The organism is Micrococcus sp. KRD096 (assembly GCF_017168495.1).
Lineage (GTDB): Bacteria > Actinomycetota > Actinomycetes > Actinomycetales > Micrococcaceae > Micrococcus > Micrococcus luteus.
The window spans coordinates 143926-159353 of the sequence record NZ_JABFAY010000018.1; the positions used below are offsets into that span (position 1 = coordinate 143926).

The following is a 15428-nucleotide window of genomic DNA, read 5'->3' on the forward strand; positions in this document are numbered from 1 at the left end:
GTGCTCGCAGACTCAGGTCGGGCTCAAGCTGCTTCTCGTTCATGCGGTGATCCTTTCGAAGATGAGGCCGGCCAGGTCGGCGTAGGCGGAGGCGACGGGTTCGCGCTTCTCATAGTGGCCCAGCCAGTCGCAGGCCAGACGTGCACCGGGGACGATGGAGCGGGCCGGCACCAGGGGGGTGAGCAGCAGCCCGGTCTCGCGCAGCTCCCAGCAGGGCCATGGACTGTTTGAACGCGGCCACGCTGCGGCAGGCTCCGTGCACCCCGACGCAGTCGTCCGAGGCGGGGCGGGCCGCATAGATCACCCGTCTGCGGCGGTGAACGCGTTGGGGGTCAACGGCCCGCCCTGACGGTCGGGGCAGTGGACGACGAGCTGTGGATGCCGCGAGCGAGACGAAGGGCGGGGGCTTCGCGTCTCCGCCTCTATCGTCGGGTCCCCGCGCCCTCCGGCCGACCCCATCCATGACGGCGCGGGGCTGCCGGCGTTCCGGACGGGCCCGGTTGACCGGCCTGCGATCACCCCACCGGCCCCGGGGACAGGGTCCACGTCGAGAGCAGCCGACCCAGCAGGCAGCCCCGCCCGGCCACCCTCAGTCCCGTGGCGTGACCGAGCGCAGCGCGAGCTCGGTGAGGACGGCCGCCTCGAGGGCCTCGCGTCCCTTGTCCTCTCGGGATCCGGGCAGGCCCGCCCGGTCGCGGGCCTGCTGGTCGGTGTCCACGGTGAGCACGCCGAAGCCCACGGGAACGCCGGTGCGCACCGAGACCTCCGTCACGCCCTGGGTCACGGACTGGCACACGTAGTCGAAGTGCGGGGTGTCCCCGCGCACCACGACGCCGAGGACCACGACGACGTCGAAGCGCTCCGCCAGCCGCGCCGCAGCGACGGTGAGCTCGACGGTGCCGGGCACGCGCACGAGCACGGGCTCCAGGCCCAGGTCGGCCGCGGCGGCCTGCGCCCCGGCGATCAGCCCGTCCATGATCTCCGTGTGCCACTGGGCGGCGACGATCGCCACGTTCAGGCCGCTCGCAGCGGCGGGGTCGGGGGTGAAGGTCGGGGCTCCGGCGCCGCTCATGGGGTGTCCTCCTGGTGGGTGGGTCGGGTCATCGGCCGGCGCGGCGGGGCCGCCGGTGGCCGTCGGCGGTTCGAGCACGCGGTCCGCCAGGGCGTGGGCCATGCGGTCCCGCTTGGTGCGCAGGTAGACGACGTTGTGCTCGGTGACGGGCGTGGGGGCCGGGACACGCTCGACGACGTCGATGCCGGCCGCCCGCAGCCCCGCGACCTTCGCGGGGTTGTTGGTGACCAGGCGGATGCGCCGATGGCCGGCGGCCGTGAGGACGGCGGCGGCCCCGGCCCAGTCGCGCGCCTCGGCGGGCAGACCGAGGGCGAGGTTGGCCTCGACGGTGTCCATCCCCTCCTCCTGGAGCCGGTAGGCGCGGATCTTGTTGGCCAGGCCGATGCCGCGTCCTTCGTGGCCCCGGAGGTAGAGGACGGCGCCGCCCTCGGCCGCCGCGCGGGCAAGTGCGTCCTCGAGCTGGGGGCCGCAGTCGCAGCGCAGGGAGCCGAGCACGTCGCCGGTGAGGCACTCCGAGTGCACGCGGACGGTGAGGGGACGCTCCGGGTCGGTCTCCCCCGCCACGAGCAGCAGGTGCTCAGCCCCGGTCTCGGCGTCCACGTGCACGCTCACGCGGAACAGGCCGTGCCGGGTCGGCAGGGTGGCCTCGGCGGGGACGGCGGTCAGGGTCGGCGTCGTCTCCTCCAGGTGGGCCACGAGGTCCTCGATGGAGATCAGCACGAGGCCGTGCTCATCGGAGAACTCCCGCAGGGCGGGCAGGCGCATCATGGTGCCGTCGTCGTGGACGAGCTCGGCGATGGCGGCCACGGGCGCGACGCCGGCCAGGCGGCACAGCTCGACGCCGGCCTCGGTGTGGCCGCGGCGGGCCCGGACGCCGCCGGGGACGGCGCGCAGGGGGAACATGTGACCGGGCCGGGTCAGGTCACCGGGGGCGGCACCGGGGTCGGCGAGCACGCGGAGGGTGCGGGTGCGGTCGGCGGCGGAGATGCCGGTGGTGACGCCGGCGGCGGCGTCCACGCTCACGGTGTAGGCGGTCCCCTTGGGGTCCTCGTTGACGGTGGTCATGGGCGGCAGGGCCAGGCGGTCGGCCAGGCCGGCCTGCAGGGGCGCGCAGATGACGCCCGAGGTGTGGCGGACGGTGAAGGCGGTGACCTCGTCGGTGGCCAGGGCGGCCGCGTAGATCAGGTCGCCCTCGTTCTCGCGGTCGGCGTCGTCCACGACGACGACGGGCCGGCCGGCGGCGATCGCGGCGATCGCCGCGGGGACGGGGTCCAGACGGATGTGCTCGCTCACGGGCGGGCCTCCTCGGTGGGTGCGGCGGGGGCGGACGGGATGAGCGCGAGACGCTCGGCGTACCGGGCGAGCACGTCGGTCTCGAGGTTGACGCGGTCGCCCGGCCGCAGGGCGCCCAGGGTGGTGGCCTCGAGCGTGGCCGGGATGATGCCGACCTCGAACCAGTGCGCGGCCGCGCCCGGGTCGGAGACGGCGGTGACGGTGAGGGAGACGCCCTGCAGGGCGATGGCCCCCTGCGCGGGGACGTAGCGGGCCAGGCGGGCGGGCAGGCCGATGCGCAGAGTGGTCCAGGCCCCGTGCGGGGTGACCGCGAGGACCTCGCCGGTCCCGTCCACGTGGCCCTGGACCACGTGCCCGTCCAGGTGGTCGGTGGGGCGCAGGCAGCGCTCGAGGTTGACCCGGTCCCCCGGGGCGCGGTCGCCGAGGCTGGTCATGCGCAGCGTCTGGCCCATGAGGTCGGCACGGAACACGCCGGGGCGCTCCGTGGGCTCGTCGAGGGCCGTGAGGCACACGCCGTCGACGGCGAGCGAGCCGCCGGCGGGCAGCCCGTCGAGGGCGCCGCCGGCGTCGAGGGTCAGCAGGGCGGTGTCGGCGGCCGCGTCGTGCTCGAGGGCGACGACGGTGCCGAGATGGGTGACGATGCCGGTGAACACTCAGTCCTCCTGGAAACGGGTCGGGGCGGGGGCGGTGGGCAGGCGCGGGGCCGGCACCGGGCTCAGGTGGGTCCAGACGTCGACGCCGAGGGCACGGACGGGGCCGCCCTCCGCGGGGTCGGGGTGCCAGCGCAGTCCCTCGGACAGCGTGGCGACGTCCAGGCCGGCGACGGCGGCGCGGCCCGGGCCGAGCAGCAGGGGCGCGGTGTAGACCATGAGCTCGTCCACGAGGCCGGCGCGCAGCCACGCGCCGAGCACGCGGGGCCCGCCCTCGATGAGCACGTGCTCGGCACGGCGGCCGTGGGGCCAGGGCCCGGGGTGGGCCGCGAGCACGGCCAGGACGGCGTGCGGGTCGTGGTCGAGGACCTCCAGCACCACCGGGTGGGTGCGCAGGGCGGCGCCGTCGGGCACGGGCCGGTGACCCTGGACGACGGGCACGGGCTGGTGCGCGAGTTCGGCGCCGACGGCGTCACGGGCGGTGAGGCGGGGGTCGTCGGCCAGCACGGTCCCCGTGCCGACGACGATGGCGTCGACGCGGGAGCGCACCTCGTGGGCGTGGACGCGGGAGTCCGGGCCGGTGATCCACTGGCTCGTGCCGTCGGCGGCCGCGGCGTGGCCGTCGAGGGACTGGGCGAGGTGCCCGGTCACCCACGGACGGCCTGCGTCGCGGACCTCGCGCCAGCGGGCGGTGAGCGTGAGGGCGGCCGCCTCGCCGGTGGGGCCGGTGACGTGCACCCCGTGCGCGGCGAGGCGGGCCGCGCCGCCGCCGTCGTGACCGGTGGGGTCCGCGACGGCGTAGCGCAGTGCGCCGATCCCCGCGTCCAGGACGGCCTGCGAGCAGGGGCCGGTGCTGCCGGTGTGGTCACAGGGCTCGAGGGTGACGTGCAGCGTCAGGCCGGCGGGGTCGAGGGCGGCCAGGGCCGGATCCGCGGCGCGGGCGGCCCGCCAGCGGGTCAGGGCGTCGACCTCGGCGTGGGCGGTCCCCCGTCCGCGGTGGTGCCCGACGGCCAGGATGCGGCCGGCCGCGTCGGTCAGGACGGCCCCGACGAGGGGGTTGGCGCCGCGCACGCCGCGCAGCGCGGCGCCGACGGCGAGGTCCATGGGGTCGGCGGACGGGGTCTCGGCGGCGTTCATCGGGCGACGTCCCCCTCGGGGCCGTCCGGCAGCAGCGTCTCCACGGCGGGCTTGTCCCGGTCTGTGGCGCGCAGCCACACGAAGAAGCCGATCAGGGTGAAGGCGCCGTAGAAGGCGTACATGACGGCCGAGGCGTAGTAGCCGGTGCTCCACAGCAGGGGCACGCCGACGACGTCCACGGCCACCCAGATCAGCCAGAACTCCACCCAGCCGCGCGCCATGCCGTAGGTCGCCAGCAGCGATCCCACGAACGTCCAGGCGTCCGCCCACACCGGCTCCCACGAACCCAGCGCGCGGAACACGGGGGTGAGGGCGACGGTGCCGACCGCCATGGCCGTCACGAGGAACACGCGCCCGCGCCAGCCGGCCCACTCCGGGGTGATGGCGGGAGCGTCCTCGGCGTGGCCCCGGCGGGCCTGACGCCAGCGCACCCAGCCGTAGACGGAGACGGCGATGAACATGACCTGTCGGCCGGCCTGACCGAGCAGGGTGGCGTGATCGGCCCCCGTGAACAGGGAGGCGAGGAAGACCGTCAGCAGGATGAGGTTGCCGAGGATGCCCACGGGCCAGGCCCAGACCCTGCGCGCCATGCCGCCCAGGGCGGAGGCGAGGCCGAAGACGTTGCCCAGCACCTCGCGCATGAGCAGGCCGCCGCCGGCGACCGGGATGGTCCAGTTGAACGCGTCCACCAGCCAGTCCATGACCGTGACGCCACCTCCTCGGATCGGGACTCCGAGGGGTGCGCTCCGCAGCCCTCCCGCGCAGGGCGCGGAACGGCTCCGCCGCGTGCCTCTCCCATCCCGACTGTACGGTCGGCACCGGAATTCCACCGGTCAGGCCGCTCGGCACCGCCTCGGATGAGGACGGGCCGCGCGGTTAGCGGGCTGTCACCGCCGGTGCGGACTTCCACCGCATCTCGGAGCACGTTGCTGTCCAGCAGTATCGCACGCCCGGCCGGCCGCGCATGCCGGACGTCGCCGGACGACGCCGGGCGACGTCCGGCGCGGCGGGCGTGCGACGGCGTCGCCGGGCTCAGTGGCAGGCGCGGGCGGCGGCGGTGCGCAGGCCGACGAGCGCGGCGTCGGGGTCCTCGGCGCCGAACACCGCGGAACCGGCCACGAACACGTCCGCCCCGGCCTCGGCCGCACGCTCGATGGTCTCCCGGTTCACGCCGCCGTCGACCTGGAGGGCCAGCGGGGCGGACCCGCCGTCGAGGGCGCGGCGGGCCCGGCGGATCTTCGGCAGCACGACGTCGAGGAACGCCTGCCCCCCGAAGCCGGGCTCCACGGTCATCAGCAGAAGCATGTCCAGCTCCGGGAGCATGTCCAGGTAGGGCTCGACCGCGGTCGCCGGCCGCAGCGCCATGCCGGCCCTCGCTCCGGCCGCGCGCAGCTCCCGGGCCAGCCGGACGGGCGCGGCCGAGGCCTCGGCGTGGAAGGTGACGGACTCGGCCCCCGCCTCCGCGTAGCCGGGCGCCCAGCGGTCGGCGTCCTCGATCATCAGGTGGAGGTCCAGCGGCAGGTCCGTGGCGCGTCGGATCGCCTCGACCACGGGCAGGCCGAGGGTGAGGTTCGGGACGAAGTGGTTGTCCATGACGTCCACGTGCACCGCGTCTGCGCTGGGGATGCGGGCCAGCTCGTCGGCGAGGCGGGCGAAGTCCGCTGACAGGATCGAGGGGTGCAGGCGCGGGGCGCGGGCGGTCATGGGCGGGTCCTCTCGGTCAGGCGCCGGGGGCGCGCAGCAGGGCCAGGAACATGGCGTCGGTGCCGTGCCGGTGCGGCCAGAGCTGGGCCGTGCGGGCGACCACATCGGCTGGCTCCGGCGCGCCGGCGGGTTCGGCCTCGTCCAGGCGCAGGTCGTCGAGCGCGACGGCGTCGAGGGCGGTGCGGGCGTCGAGCAGCTCCAGCTCGGGGTGGCGGCGCAGGAGGTCCTGGACCTGGACGACGGTCTCCGCGACGTGCGGGGAGCAGGTGACATAGGCGAGCACGCCGCCGGGGGCGAGGACGGAGACCGCCGCGTCGAGCAGCTCGGCCTGCAGGCCGGTGAGCTCGGCGAGGTCGGCCGGGGTGCGGCGCCAGCGCGACTCGGGTCGGCGGCGCAGCGCACCGAGGCCGGTGCAGGGGGCGTCCACGAGGACGCGGTCGAACGCCGGGGCCGCCTCGGGGGCGTCGGCGATCGTGCGACCGTCCCCGGTCCGGACGGTCCAGGCGCCGGCGGGCACGGCGGCGAGTGCCTGCCGGACGAGGTCGGCGCGGTGCGGGGCGACCTCGTTGGCCACGAGCGTCGCCCCCCGCTCGGCGGCGAGGGCGGCCAGCAGGGCCGCCTTGCCGCCGGGGCCGGCGCACAGGTCGAGCCAGCGCTCGGCGCGCCCCTCGGCCGCGGGGACGGGCGCCTGGGCCAGGGCGCGGGCGGTGAGCTGGGAGCCGGCGTCCTGGACGCGGAGCACGCCCTCGCGCACCCCGGGCAGGCGGCCGGCGTCGCCGCCGGAGTGCAGGGCGGAGTCCGGGGCCAGCGGCCCGGGTTCGGCGCCGTCGTCCAGGGCCGCGGCGAGCGCCTCGGCCCCACCGGCCACGGGCAGGGCGACGAGGTTGACCACGGGCGGGGCGTTGTCCGCCTCGAGCAGGGCGGCCAGCTCGGCGTCGCGGTCGGCGGTGTGGCGGGTGCCGCGGTGGGCGGCCAGGGCCTGGCGCAGCGCGCGGACGATCCACACCGGGTGCGAGGCGCGGACGGCCAGGGCGGCGTCGCCACCGTCGGCGGGGGCGACGTCGGCCAGCCACTCCTCGAGGGGGCGTTCGGCGACCCGACGCAGCACCGCGTTCACGAACCCGGAGGCGCCGGCCCCGATCTCGGCGCGCACGAGGGAGACGGTGGCGTCGAGGGCGGCGTGGGCGGGCACGCGCATGCCCAGCAGCTGGTGGGCGCCGAGCCGCAGGGCGTCGAGCACGGGTGGGTCGATCTTCTCGAGCGGGCGGTCCACGCAGCGGGTCAGGATCGCGTCGTACAGGCCGAGCCCGCGCAGGGTGCCGTAGGCGAGTTCGGTGGCGAAGCCGGCGTCGCGCCGGTCGAGGCGGGCCTGGCGGATGCGCGCCGGGAGGACCAGGTTCGCGTACGCGTCCTCGGCGTGGACGGAGCGGACCACCCCGAACGCGACGCGGCGCGCCGGGTCGGCGGTGCGGGAGCGCTGCGACGGCGCCTGCGCCGAGTACTTCCGCCCGGCGCCGGAGCGACCCCGGTTGCGGGTGCGCCCCTGCGCATCCCGGCGGTCCTGGGGGTCCGGCCGGGGTGCGCGGCCGCGTTCCCCGCGGGCCCCCCGCTCGCCCCGGCCCTGTCCTGCCTGTCCTTCGCGGCTCATGCGCGTGCCTCCTCGTCCTGTGCCGCGGCGTTCCGTGCGGCCTGGCGTGCCGCGGCCCGGGCGGCGGCCTCCTGGCGGGCCTGTTCTTCGCGGTGGGCGAGCGCCTCCCCGGCCAGCAGCGCGGCCCCGGGGGCGGCGCCGCGCGCCCAGTCGGCGGCCGGCATCAGCTTCCTGCCCGCCGGCTGGACGCGGGAGAGCCGGACGGCCCCGTCGGCGGTGCGCAGCCAGGCGGCCTTCGCGGCCACCAGGATCTGTCCGGGAGCCGCGGCGTCGAGTGCGGTGGGCCAGCCGTCGTCGCCGGGGCGGACCGGGGCGACGCCGTCGATCTTGAAGCGGGCCGGGGCGGCGCCGTCGTCCGCGGTCAGCCAGCCCCAGGCGCCGGGCTCGGGGGTGACGCCGTTGATCCGGGGGTGACGCCGTTGATCCGGGCGGCCACCTCGGCGGCCGGGCGGGCGGGGTCCACCAGGCCGTCTGCGGCCGTGAGCTTCGGCGCGTGGGTGGGTTCGCCGCGCTGGGGCGTGGCCGTCGCGGTGCCGTCTGCCAGGCGGTCGAGCACGTCGATCACGAGCGGGCCGCCGCGCTCGGCGAGGTCGGTGAGCACGGCCCCGGCGGTCTCGTCGGCCGCGACGGGGCGGGTGAGCCGGGCGAAGACGGGCCCGGTGTCCAGGCCCTCTTCGAGCTGGAACACGTCGGCGGCGATCTCGGTCTCCCCGGCCATCACGGCGCGCTGGACGGGGGCGGCGCCGCGGTAGGCCGGCAGCGCGGAGAAGTGCAGGTTGAGCCAGCCGTGACGGGGGATCTGCAAGGCCTCGACGGGCACGAGCGCCCCGTAGGCGACGACGACGGCCACGTCCGCCTCGAGCACCCGGATCGCCTGGAGGGCATCGGCGCCCTCGGGTCCGCGGAGTCGGTCGGCCTTGAGCACGGGCAGGCCGGCCTCCTCTGCCGTGACCGCGACCGGCGACGGGGTCAGCACCCGCCGGCGCCCGACCGGGGCGTCCGGCCGGGTGAGCACGCCGACGACCTCGTGGGGCGAGTCGAGCAGGGCGCGCAGCACGGGCACGGCGGTCTCGGGCGTGCCGGCGTAGAGCACGCGCAGGGGCGTCGGGGCGGTCATCGGGCGGCTCCTGTTCCGGCGGCGGGGACGGCGGGGGCGCCGAAGACCGAGCTGACGGCGGCCGCGCGCGCGGCCCCGATGCGACGAGCGGCGCGGTCCACCTCGCCGGCGCGCATGCGGCGGCGGGCCTCACGGCGTTCCTCGCCGTCGAGGCGGTCGACGTAGAGGATCCCGTCGAGGTGGTCGGTCTCGTGCTGCAGGCAGCGGGCGAGCAGGCCGGTCCCCCGGTGCTCCACCGGGTTCCCGTCCACGTCGGTGCCGCGGACGACGGCCTCGGCGGCGCGCGCCGGGTGGTAGCGCAGCCCGGGCACGGACAGACACCCCTCGCCCGGCTCCCGCAGCGCCTGGCCGGCGGTCTCGAGTACGGGATTGACCACGTGCCCGGCGACGCCGGCGACGTCGAACACGAAGACGCGCAGGCCCACGCCCACCTGGGGCGCGGCCAGGCCCACGCCCCCGACGGCGTGCATCGTCTCGATCATGTCCGCCACGAGGGCGCGCACATCCGCGCCCGGGGGCACGGGCGACGCGGCGGTGCGCAGGACGGGGTCGGGGATGGTGCGGACGGGCAGGACGGTCACGCCGTCACCCTATCGCCGCCCTCGGCAGACGCCGGGCGCGACGACGACCCGTCGGGCGCCACGTCCGGGGCGGCGTGGGAGCCGCCGCCGAACGCCGCGGCGCGCACGGCCTGCAGGCCGGTGGCCGCCGACACCGGGACCGACGGCGGAGGGGGGCCGATGACACGGAGCGCGGGGCCGGCGTCGTCCACGGCCTGCGCGTGCTTCCAGACCTGGCGCAGGGCCCAGAACTTGTGCCAGTGGCGGGGCAGCACGCCCGGGTTGGCCTGGTGCACGGCGACCTCGGTCTCCCCCAGGGCGACGCCGAGCAGCATCTCGGCCTGGCCGTGCCGCCACTCCTCCCAGGTGCCGGCCTCGGGGTCCACCAGGGACTCCTCCGCCTTCAGGCCGGCGGTCAGCTGCATGACCACCTTGGGATCGAGCGCCTTGACCCGTCCGTCCCGCCCCGTGCCCTTCGTCTTGTAGTCGATCAGGCACAGCCGGCCGCCGATCCGGGCGACGAGGTCCAGCGTGCCCGCGTAGCCCACCGTGTGGTTCCAGACGGTGATCTCGGCCGCGATCGGCCGGACGTCGTAGAGGTCCCACCACTCGTCGAAGCGGTCCGCGTAGGCGCCCTCGCCGTGCTCGATCAGCCGGGCCCGGGCCTCCGCCATGGTGTGGGGGCGGCCGAGGGCGCGCTGGGCCACCTGCTCGGCGTAGTCGTGCACGCGGTCCCCGCGCTCGGCCGCGGCGTCCCGGTAGCGGGCGGCGGCGTCGGCGGACTGCCGGGCCACCTGCTTCAGGCGCGCCGCGGAGCCCACGGATTCCGCCAGGCGCGGATCCTGGGTCACGGACTGGGCCGCCATCCACCCGACCCAGCCGTCCAGGTCCGTCTTCTCCATGCCGATCACGGTGGTGATGGACGGGACCTCGGGCAGGCCCGAGAGGGAGCGCGCGTACATGCGCCCGTGGGGGGTCTGATGCGCGAGGCGTGGCTGGGTCATGGTCAGCCATTCTGGCAGGGTCCGCGGACCCCCGACGGGGTGGCCCGACACGCCAGCGGACGCCGATTTTGCATCCGGGCGGAGATGGCCTAGAGTTCTTTCTCGTTGGAAAACGCAGGTGAGCGGCTCGGACGAGCGGATCCCGGCGGCACCGACACGCGGATGTAGCTCAGTTGGCTAGAGCGCCACCTTGCCAAGGTGGAGGTCGCGAGTTCGAATCTCGTCATCCGCTCGCTCAACCTTCACCCCTGGTCGGGTGGCCGAGAGGCGAGGCAGCGGCCTGCAAAGCCGTATACGCGGGTTCGAATCCCGTCCCGACCTCGCAGGCTTCTCCGACCGGGAGTGGCGGCATGTTCACCACCTCCTCGGAGGTGGACGAGCGCGATTGGCGCAGCGGTAGCGCGCTTCCCTGACACGGAAGAGGTCACTGGTTCGAACCCAGTATCGCGCACGGAGACGATCCGTGAGGATCGACTCAGGCGGATGTAGCTCAGTTGGCTAGAGCGCCACCTTGCCAAGGTGGAGGTCGCGAGTTCGAATCTCGTCATCCGCTCCACACACGAAGGGCCCCTCCTGGCGGAGGGGCCCTTCGTCGTTCCGGGGCGTGCGGTCGGCCTCGTGCTCGGAGCACGGACGCCGACCGTCGGACGGGATCAGAGCCGCGGGCCGTCCACCCGCCAGTAGCCGCTGAACATGATCGCGCGCTTCGGTGCGATGCCGCGGCGGACGATCACCCGCCGCGCCGCCGTCGCGAGCGACTGCTCGCCGCACGCCCACACGTGGTCGCGGGGCGCGGCGGGGAGGTCCTCGAGGTGCGGCGTGAGCAGGGCGCCCGGCACGGCGTCTCCGCGGTGCAGGACCGTGAGCGTGGCGCCCTCCGGGACCTCGAGGGCGGGGACGTGGTCACGGCCGGGCACCTCCAGGACGACGTCCATCCGGCCCCCGCGCGGCGTGCGACGCTGCGCGGCGAGGGCGGCGGCGATGCTCGGGACTGCGGTCTCGTCCCCCACCACGAGGTGCGACTCCCCCGCCGCCGGCAGACGATAGGCGCCCGTCCCGGTGCGGAAGCCGGCGACGTCGCCCGGACGTGCGGTGCGCGCCCACGTGCCGGCGGGGCCCGCATGGTCGTGCACGACGACGTCGACGTCGATCTCACCGACGGAGGGCCGGTGCTCGGCGACCGTGTACCACCGCAGATCCGGCCGCACGTCCTCGGGGATCCGCCCGACCGCTCGCCGCGCATTGAGCGCCGCGGGATCGGGCATCACGAGCGCCCGCCCCGGGGGCGGGGTGAGCAGCCCGAAGTACTCGTCGCAGCCCTGCGGGGTGAACGTGCGGAACTCCTCCGCGGCGAACGTGAGACGACGCAGCCGGGGGGCGAGCAGCCACGTGGCGCGGACCGTCATGGTCCACTGCGGATACTCGTCGCGGTCAACGGGCATCGCCTGGCCGAGGGCCGCGAGCCCGCGGTAGGCCTTCATCTGCAGGGCCTCGACACGCGAGGGACGGGCGGCAGGCGGGGGGAGGACGGAGGAGCTCGTCATCCGGTCAGCATAGGTGAGCCTCACCTTTGCTGGAGTCCTCCCTTTGAATACGTCACGTCATTGTTGCGTATTTGCTTTCTTAGGTAAGGCTTCCCTACTGTGCGGGACGTCCGTGGCGCACGCCGCCCGGAGCCGACGACCCCCTCACGGAAGGCCCTCCCATGCTCCCTCGCCTGTTCGGACTCGGCGATCCCGCCGCCTACCTCGACGCCACCGGCAGGGCGGCCCGGGTGGCCGTCGACACCGCCTACGACCGCGCGGGGGTCCACCCGGACACCCCGTCGACGCACCTGGCCGACGCCGTCGGCGCCGTCGACTTCTCGCAGCCGACGGGCAGCCTCGACGACGCCCTCGCCGAGGTCGCGGAGCTCTACGCCCACCAGACCACCGCCTACCACCACCCGCGCTATGCCGCTCACCTCAACTGCCCGGTCCTGCTCTCCAGCACCGCAGCGGACACCGTGCTCGGGGCGCTCAACACGGCGGTCGAGTCCTGGGACCAGGCCCGCTCCGCGGCGCTCATGGAGCAGCGGCTCCTGGCCGAGGTCGGACGCTGGTGCGGGTTCGCCGCGGGCGACGGCGTCTTCACCTCCGGAGGGTCGGCCTCCAACCTGCAGGCCATGACGCTGGCCCGCGGCCGCGCCGTGCAGCGTCTCACCGGCCACGCCGGGCTCGCCGACCTGCCCGCCGAGGTGCTCGGCTCGCTGCGCGTCTTCGTCAGCGCGGCCACGCACTACAGCATCGCCAAGGCAGCCGGCCTGCTCGGGCTGGGCCGCCACGCCGTGGTCGTCGTCCCCACCGACGCCGCCGGGCGCCTGGACCCCGGGGCCCTGGCCGCGGCGGTCGAGCGTGAGGTGGCCGCCGGTGCCGTGCCGATGGCCGTCGTCGCGACGCTGGGGACCACCGACCGCGGCGCCATCGACCGGCTGCCGGCCATCGCCGACGTCGCCGAACGCCACGGGATGTGGGTCCATGCGGACGCGGCCGTGGGCGGGATCCTCGCCGCGAGCGCGGCGACGCGCCACGAGCTGCCGGCACTGCACCGTGCGGACTCGGTGACGATGGACTTCCACAAGACGTTCTACGTGGGGCTGGCCTGCAGCGCGCTGGTGGTGCGGGATGCCGAGAGCCTGCGCCATGTGACGGTGCACGCGGATTACCTGAACCCGGAGGACAGCGTCCATCCGAACTTGGCGGATCGGTCGCTGCAGACGAGCCGCCGGTTCGATTCGCTCAAGCTGTGGCTGACGCTGCGTGAGCATGGGGCCGAGGCGGTGGCGTCCCTGTTCGCGGGGGCGCGCGAGCGCACGCGGCAGGCGTGCGGGATCCTGCGGGCCCGGCCGATGTTCGCGGTGCTGGAGGATCCGACGCTGGTGACGGTGCTGTTCCGGGTGCGGGCCGAGGGACTGTCGGAGGAGGAGTGCACGGCGGTGCAGGCGGCGATGCACCGGGAGCTGGTGGCCGGCGGGCGCGCGCTGATCGCGACGACGGTGGTGGACGGGGTGCCCCATCTGAAGTTCACGATCCTGAACCCCGCGGTCACCTCGGGCGAGCTGGAGGCGCTGGTCGACGTCGTGGAGGAGGCGGCGCTGCGGCACGCCGACGCGGTGCGGGCCGGCCGTCACCGGAGGCGCGGGGCGGGGCGGAACCGTCCGCATGCCCCGTCGGCCTCCGTGTCCTGCACGCTTCCCTCGTCGGCGGGACCCCGTCCGTCCGCGGCGCGCGTGGTTGAGCACGGAGAGCAGGTGTGCGCATGAGCCCGGCGTCCACGTCCCCCCGCCGCGTGCTCGCGATCGGGCTGGGCCCGTTCGACCTGAGCCTGGCCGCGCTGGCCCACCCGCTGCCCGACGTCGAGGTGGAGGTGGTGGAGAGCCGCGACGCGTTCGTGTGGCACCCGGGCATGATGCTGCCGGGCGCGCAGATCCAGGTGCCGTTCCTCGCTGACCTGGTGACGTTCGCGGACCCGACCTCCCCGTACTCGTTCCTGGCGTATCTCAAGGCGATGGGCCGGCTTCACCGCTTCTACATCCGGGGTTCCTGGTACCCGCTGCGGCGGGAGTTCTCGGACTACTGCGCGTGGGTGGCAGCCCAGCTGCCCGGCATCGCCTACGGGACCACGGTGACGGCGGTGCGGTGGGACGAGCAGGCGGACGAGTTCGTGGTGGAGGCGGCCTCCGCGGCCGGGACCAGCACGCACCGGGCCGACCACGTGGTGGTGGGCACGGGCACGGTGCCATCCCTGCCCGCGCCGCTCGCGCGCGTCGCGGAGGAGGCGGTCCGGGTCGGCGCGTCCCCCGTGGTGCACACGGGCGAGTACATGGGCCGTCGCGAGGACATCGTTGAGGCCGGGTCGGTCCTGGTGGTGGGCAGCGGTCAGTCGGCGGCGGAGTGCGCCCTGGACCTGCTGAACGCGGGCCACCCGGACCTCACGTGGGTCACGCGCTCACCCCGGTTCTTCGGCATGGAGGTCGGCCAGCTGACGCTCGAGCTGACCTCGCTGGACTATGAGCGGCACTTCGCCACTCTGCCCCGGGCGCGGCGGGATGAGATCAACGCGTCCCACCGGTCCCTGTACAAGGGGATCAGCGAGCACACGATCGAGGACGTCTACCACGCGCTGTACGAACGCCAGGTGGGTCCGCTGGACCCGGCCCGGCTGTGGCCGGGCACGTCGGTGGCGGACGCCCGCCTGGTCGCGGGCCAGGGCGCGCCCCGGGTGGAGGTCACCCTGCGCGATGAGGAGACCGGGGTGACCGCGCGGCACGTGGTGGACCGCGTCGTCGCGGGCACGGGCTACCGCCACCCGGACCATCCGTTCCTGGAGCCGGTGCGGCACCTGCTGCGCGTGGAGGACGGTCGGACGACGGCGAACGCGGACCACGCGATCGACGTGAGCGGCCGCCGGATCTTCGTGCACAACACCGCCGAACAGCCCCTGGGGCTCACCGGCCCGGACCTGGGCATGGCGGCGGAGCACAGCGGCCGCATCCTCAGCACGATCGCCGGCCGCGAGGTCTACGCGCAGGCCGAGTCGATCGCGTTCCAGGACTTCGGTGCCGTCGCGGCGGGCGTCCGGTGAGCGCCGTGACGCCGCCGCAGACCACCGTGGACGGTGCGGCCGCGAGCGCGGCCCGTCGTGTGGAGCTCCGTCCCGTGGGCGCGCAGGACCATCCGCTGCTGCACCGGTGGGTGACGTCCCCGCACGCCGTGTACTGGGAGATGACGGAGGCGGGCCTGGCCGACGTCGTGGCCGAGTACGAGGCGATCGCCGCGCACCCGCACCACCACGCGCACGTGGGGCTCGTGGACGGGACCGCGACCTTCCTGGTGGAGGTCTACGACCCGGCCCACTCGGAGCTGGCCGGACGGTATGCGGGCGCGCCCGGCGACATCGGCCTGCACGTGCTCGTCGCCCCGACGGACACCCCGGTGCCCGGGACCACGGACCTGGTGATGGCCGCGGTGGTGCGCTGGTGCCTGGCCCAGCCGGGGGCGCGGCGCGTCGTCGTCGAGCCGGACGAGCGCAACGCCGCCATCCGGGCGAAGAACCTGGCCGCCGGGTTCACGGAGCTCGGTCCCGTGGCGCTGGGATCCAAGACGGCGATGCTCTCGATCGCCACGCCCGAGTCCTTCACTGCCAGCCGGATCGGCGTCCTCGCCGCCGGGCTGGACCTCACCCTCCCCGAGCCCCCGCTCCTC

The 15428-nt window shown here is 75.5% G+C and carries 12 protein-coding genes, 4 tRNA genes, 2 pseudogenes and 1 riboswitch; of the genes and pseudogenes, 7 read left to right on the forward strand and 11 right to left on the reverse strand.

The window, feature by feature from the left end; genetic code table 11:
• Positions 1 to 589 precede the first annotated feature (589 nt).
• The 10 genes and pseudogenes from ribH to J1M41_RS09560 all read right to left on the reverse strand — a co-directional run bounded on the left by ribH (position 590) and on the right by J1M41_RS09560 (position 10185).
• Entirely contained in the window at positions 590 to 1072 is a 483-nt protein-coding gene (gene ribH, locus J1M41_RS09515; RefSeq protein WP_036383758.1) for a 6,7-dimethyl-8-ribityllumazine synthase, read from the reverse strand.
• Positions 1069 to 2365, reverse strand: a pseudogene (gene ribB / locus J1M41_RS09520) (3,4-dihydroxy-2-butanone-4-phosphate synthase). Before ribB ends, ribH begins: the two are co-directional and overlap by 4 nt.
• Positions 2362 to 3018 carry a riboflavin synthase gene (locus tag J1M41_RS09525; RefSeq protein ID WP_010078770.1) on the reverse strand — a complete coding sequence of 219 codons (657 nt, stop codon included), beginning with the start codon at positions 3016 to 3018 and terminating at the stop codon, positions 2362 to 2364. Before J1M41_RS09525 ends, ribB begins: the two are co-directional and overlap by 4 nt.
• Positions 3019 to 4152, reverse strand: a complete 1134-nt coding sequence (gene ribD, locus J1M41_RS09530) for a bifunctional diaminohydroxyphosphoribosylaminopyrimidine deaminase/5-amino-6-(5-phosphoribosylamino)uracil reductase RibD (protein ID WP_166437409.1) — start codon at positions 4150 to 4152, stop codon at positions 3019 to 3021.
• Positions 4149 to 4853, reverse strand: a complete 705-nt coding sequence (pnuC, locus tag J1M41_RS09535; protein ID WP_095695671.1) for a nicotinamide riboside transporter PnuC — start codon at positions 4851 to 4853, stop codon at positions 4149 to 4151. The genes ribD and pnuC overlap by 4 nt, the downstream gene beginning before the upstream one ends.
• Positions 4854 to 4935: 82 nt before the next feature.
• Positions 4936 to 5080, reverse strand: a riboswitch (FMN riboswitch).
• A gap of 104 nt (positions 5081 to 5184) precedes the next feature.
• Positions 5185 to 5856 (reverse strand): ribulose-phosphate 3-epimerase, encoded by a 672-nt coding sequence (rpe, locus tag J1M41_RS09540; protein WP_060973834.1) that lies wholly within the window; start codon positions 5854 to 5856, stop codon positions 5185 to 5187.
• A 16-nt stretch (positions 5857 to 5872) separates the two neighbouring features.
• Positions 5873 to 7504, reverse strand: a complete 1632-nt coding sequence (locus J1M41_RS09545; protein ID WP_206451636.1) for an RsmB/NOP family class I SAM-dependent RNA methyltransferase — start codon at positions 7502 to 7504, stop codon at positions 5873 to 5875.
• A pseudogene (locus tag J1M41_RS09550) lies at positions 7501 to 8621 on the reverse strand (methionyl-tRNA formyltransferase). The gene J1M41_RS09545 and the pseudogene J1M41_RS09550 overlap by 4 nt, the downstream one beginning before the upstream one ends.
• Positions 8618 to 9202 carry a peptide deformylase gene (def, locus tag J1M41_RS09555; RefSeq protein ID WP_144879175.1) on the reverse strand — a complete coding sequence of 195 codons (585 nt, stop codon included), beginning with the start codon at positions 9200 to 9202 and terminating at the stop codon, positions 8618 to 8620. The pseudogene J1M41_RS09550 and the gene def overlap by 4 nt, the downstream one beginning before the upstream one ends.
• Positions 9199 to 10185, reverse strand: a complete 987-nt coding sequence (locus tag J1M41_RS09560; RefSeq protein WP_036340783.1) for a hypothetical protein — start codon at positions 10183 to 10185, stop codon at positions 9199 to 9201. Before J1M41_RS09560 ends, def begins: the two co-directional genes overlap by 4 nt.
• 158 nt (positions 10186 to 10343) lie before the next feature.
• On the opposite strand from J1M41_RS09560, the gene J1M41_RS09565 reads away from it, so the two are divergent.
• From J1M41_RS09565 to J1M41_RS09580, 4 genes are all read left to right on the forward strand, one after another.
• Positions 10344 to 10417: transfer RNA gene (locus tag J1M41_RS09565), tRNA-Gly, on the forward strand.
• 18 nt (positions 10418 to 10435) lie between these two features.
• Positions 10436 to 10506 (forward strand) — tRNA-Cys (locus tag J1M41_RS09570).
• Positions 10507 to 10564: 58 nt separating this feature from the next.
• A tRNA-Val gene (locus tag J1M41_RS09575) sits at positions 10565 to 10636 on the forward strand.
• 28 nt (positions 10637 to 10664) lie between these two features.
• Positions 10665 to 10741, forward strand: a tRNA-Gly gene (locus tag J1M41_RS09580).
• 97 nt (positions 10742 to 10838) lie between these two features.
• On the opposite strand, the gene J1M41_RS09585 is transcribed toward J1M41_RS09580, so the two are convergent.
• Positions 10839 to 11729 carry a siderophore-interacting protein gene (locus tag J1M41_RS09585; protein WP_049147987.1) on the reverse strand — a complete coding sequence of 297 codons (891 nt, stop codon included), beginning with the start codon at positions 11727 to 11729 and terminating at the stop codon, positions 10839 to 10841.
• A 161-nt stretch (positions 11730 to 11890) separates the two neighbouring features.
• Here J1M41_RS09585 and J1M41_RS09590 point away from each other — a divergent pair, with 161 nt between their 5' ends.
• From J1M41_RS09590 to J1M41_RS09600, 3 genes are all read left to right on the forward strand, one after another.
• The gene (locus J1M41_RS09590) at positions 11891 to 13486 is read left to right on the forward strand and encodes a pyridoxal-dependent decarboxylase (protein WP_051995184.1); all 1596 of its coding nucleotides are present in this window, start codon (positions 11891 to 11893) and stop codon (positions 13484 to 13486) included.
• Positions 13483 to 14808, forward strand: coding sequence for a lysine N(6)-hydroxylase/L-ornithine N(5)-oxygenase family protein (locus J1M41_RS09595; protein ID WP_036313286.1), 1326 nt, complete (start codon positions 13483 to 13485; stop codon positions 14806 to 14808). Before J1M41_RS09590 ends, J1M41_RS09595 begins: the two co-directional genes overlap by 4 nt.
• Positions 14809 to 14813: 5 nt before the next feature.
• Positions 14814 to 15428 (forward strand): GNAT family N-acetyltransferase (locus tag J1M41_RS09600; RefSeq protein ID WP_342214096.1); only part of this gene is annotated, 615 nt, incomplete at its 3' end.

Excerpts from the sequence above, each read along its gene's own strand:
- rpe (WP_060973834.1), bottom strand. The coding sequence starts at position 5,856 with ATGACCGCCCGCGCCCCGCGCCTGCACCCCTCGATCCTGTCAGCGGAC.
- J1M41_RS09590 (WP_051995184.1), top strand. The coding sequence starts at position 11,891 with ATGCTCCCTCGCCTGTTCGGACTCGGCGATCCCGCCGCCTACCTCGAC.
- J1M41_RS09560 (WP_036340783.1), bottom strand. The coding sequence starts at position 10,185 with ATGACCCAGCCACGCCTCGCGCATCAGACCCCCCACGGGCGCATGTAC.
- ribD (WP_166437409.1), bottom strand. The coding sequence starts at position 4,152 with ATGAACGCCGCCGAGACCCCGTCCGCCGACCCCATGGACCTCGCCGTC.
- J1M41_RS09595 (WP_036313286.1), top strand. The coding sequence starts at position 13,483 with ATGAGCCCGGCGTCCACGTCCCCCCGCCGCGTGCTCGCGATCGGGCTG.
- J1M41_RS09585 (WP_049147987.1), bottom strand. The coding sequence starts at position 11,729 with ATGACGAGCTCCTCCGTCCTCCCCCCGCCTGCCGCCCGTCCCTCGCGT.
- J1M41_RS09545 (WP_206451636.1), bottom strand. The coding sequence starts at position 7,504 with ATGAGCCGCGAAGGACAGGCAGGACAGGGCCGGGGCGAGCGGGGGGCC.
- pnuC (WP_095695671.1), bottom strand. The coding sequence starts at position 4,853 with ATGGACTGGCTGGTGGACGCGTTCAACTGGACCATCCCGGTCGCCGGC.
- ribH (WP_036383758.1), bottom strand. The coding sequence starts at position 1,072 with ATGAGCGGCGCCGGAGCCCCGACCTTCACCCCCGACCCCGCCGCTGCG.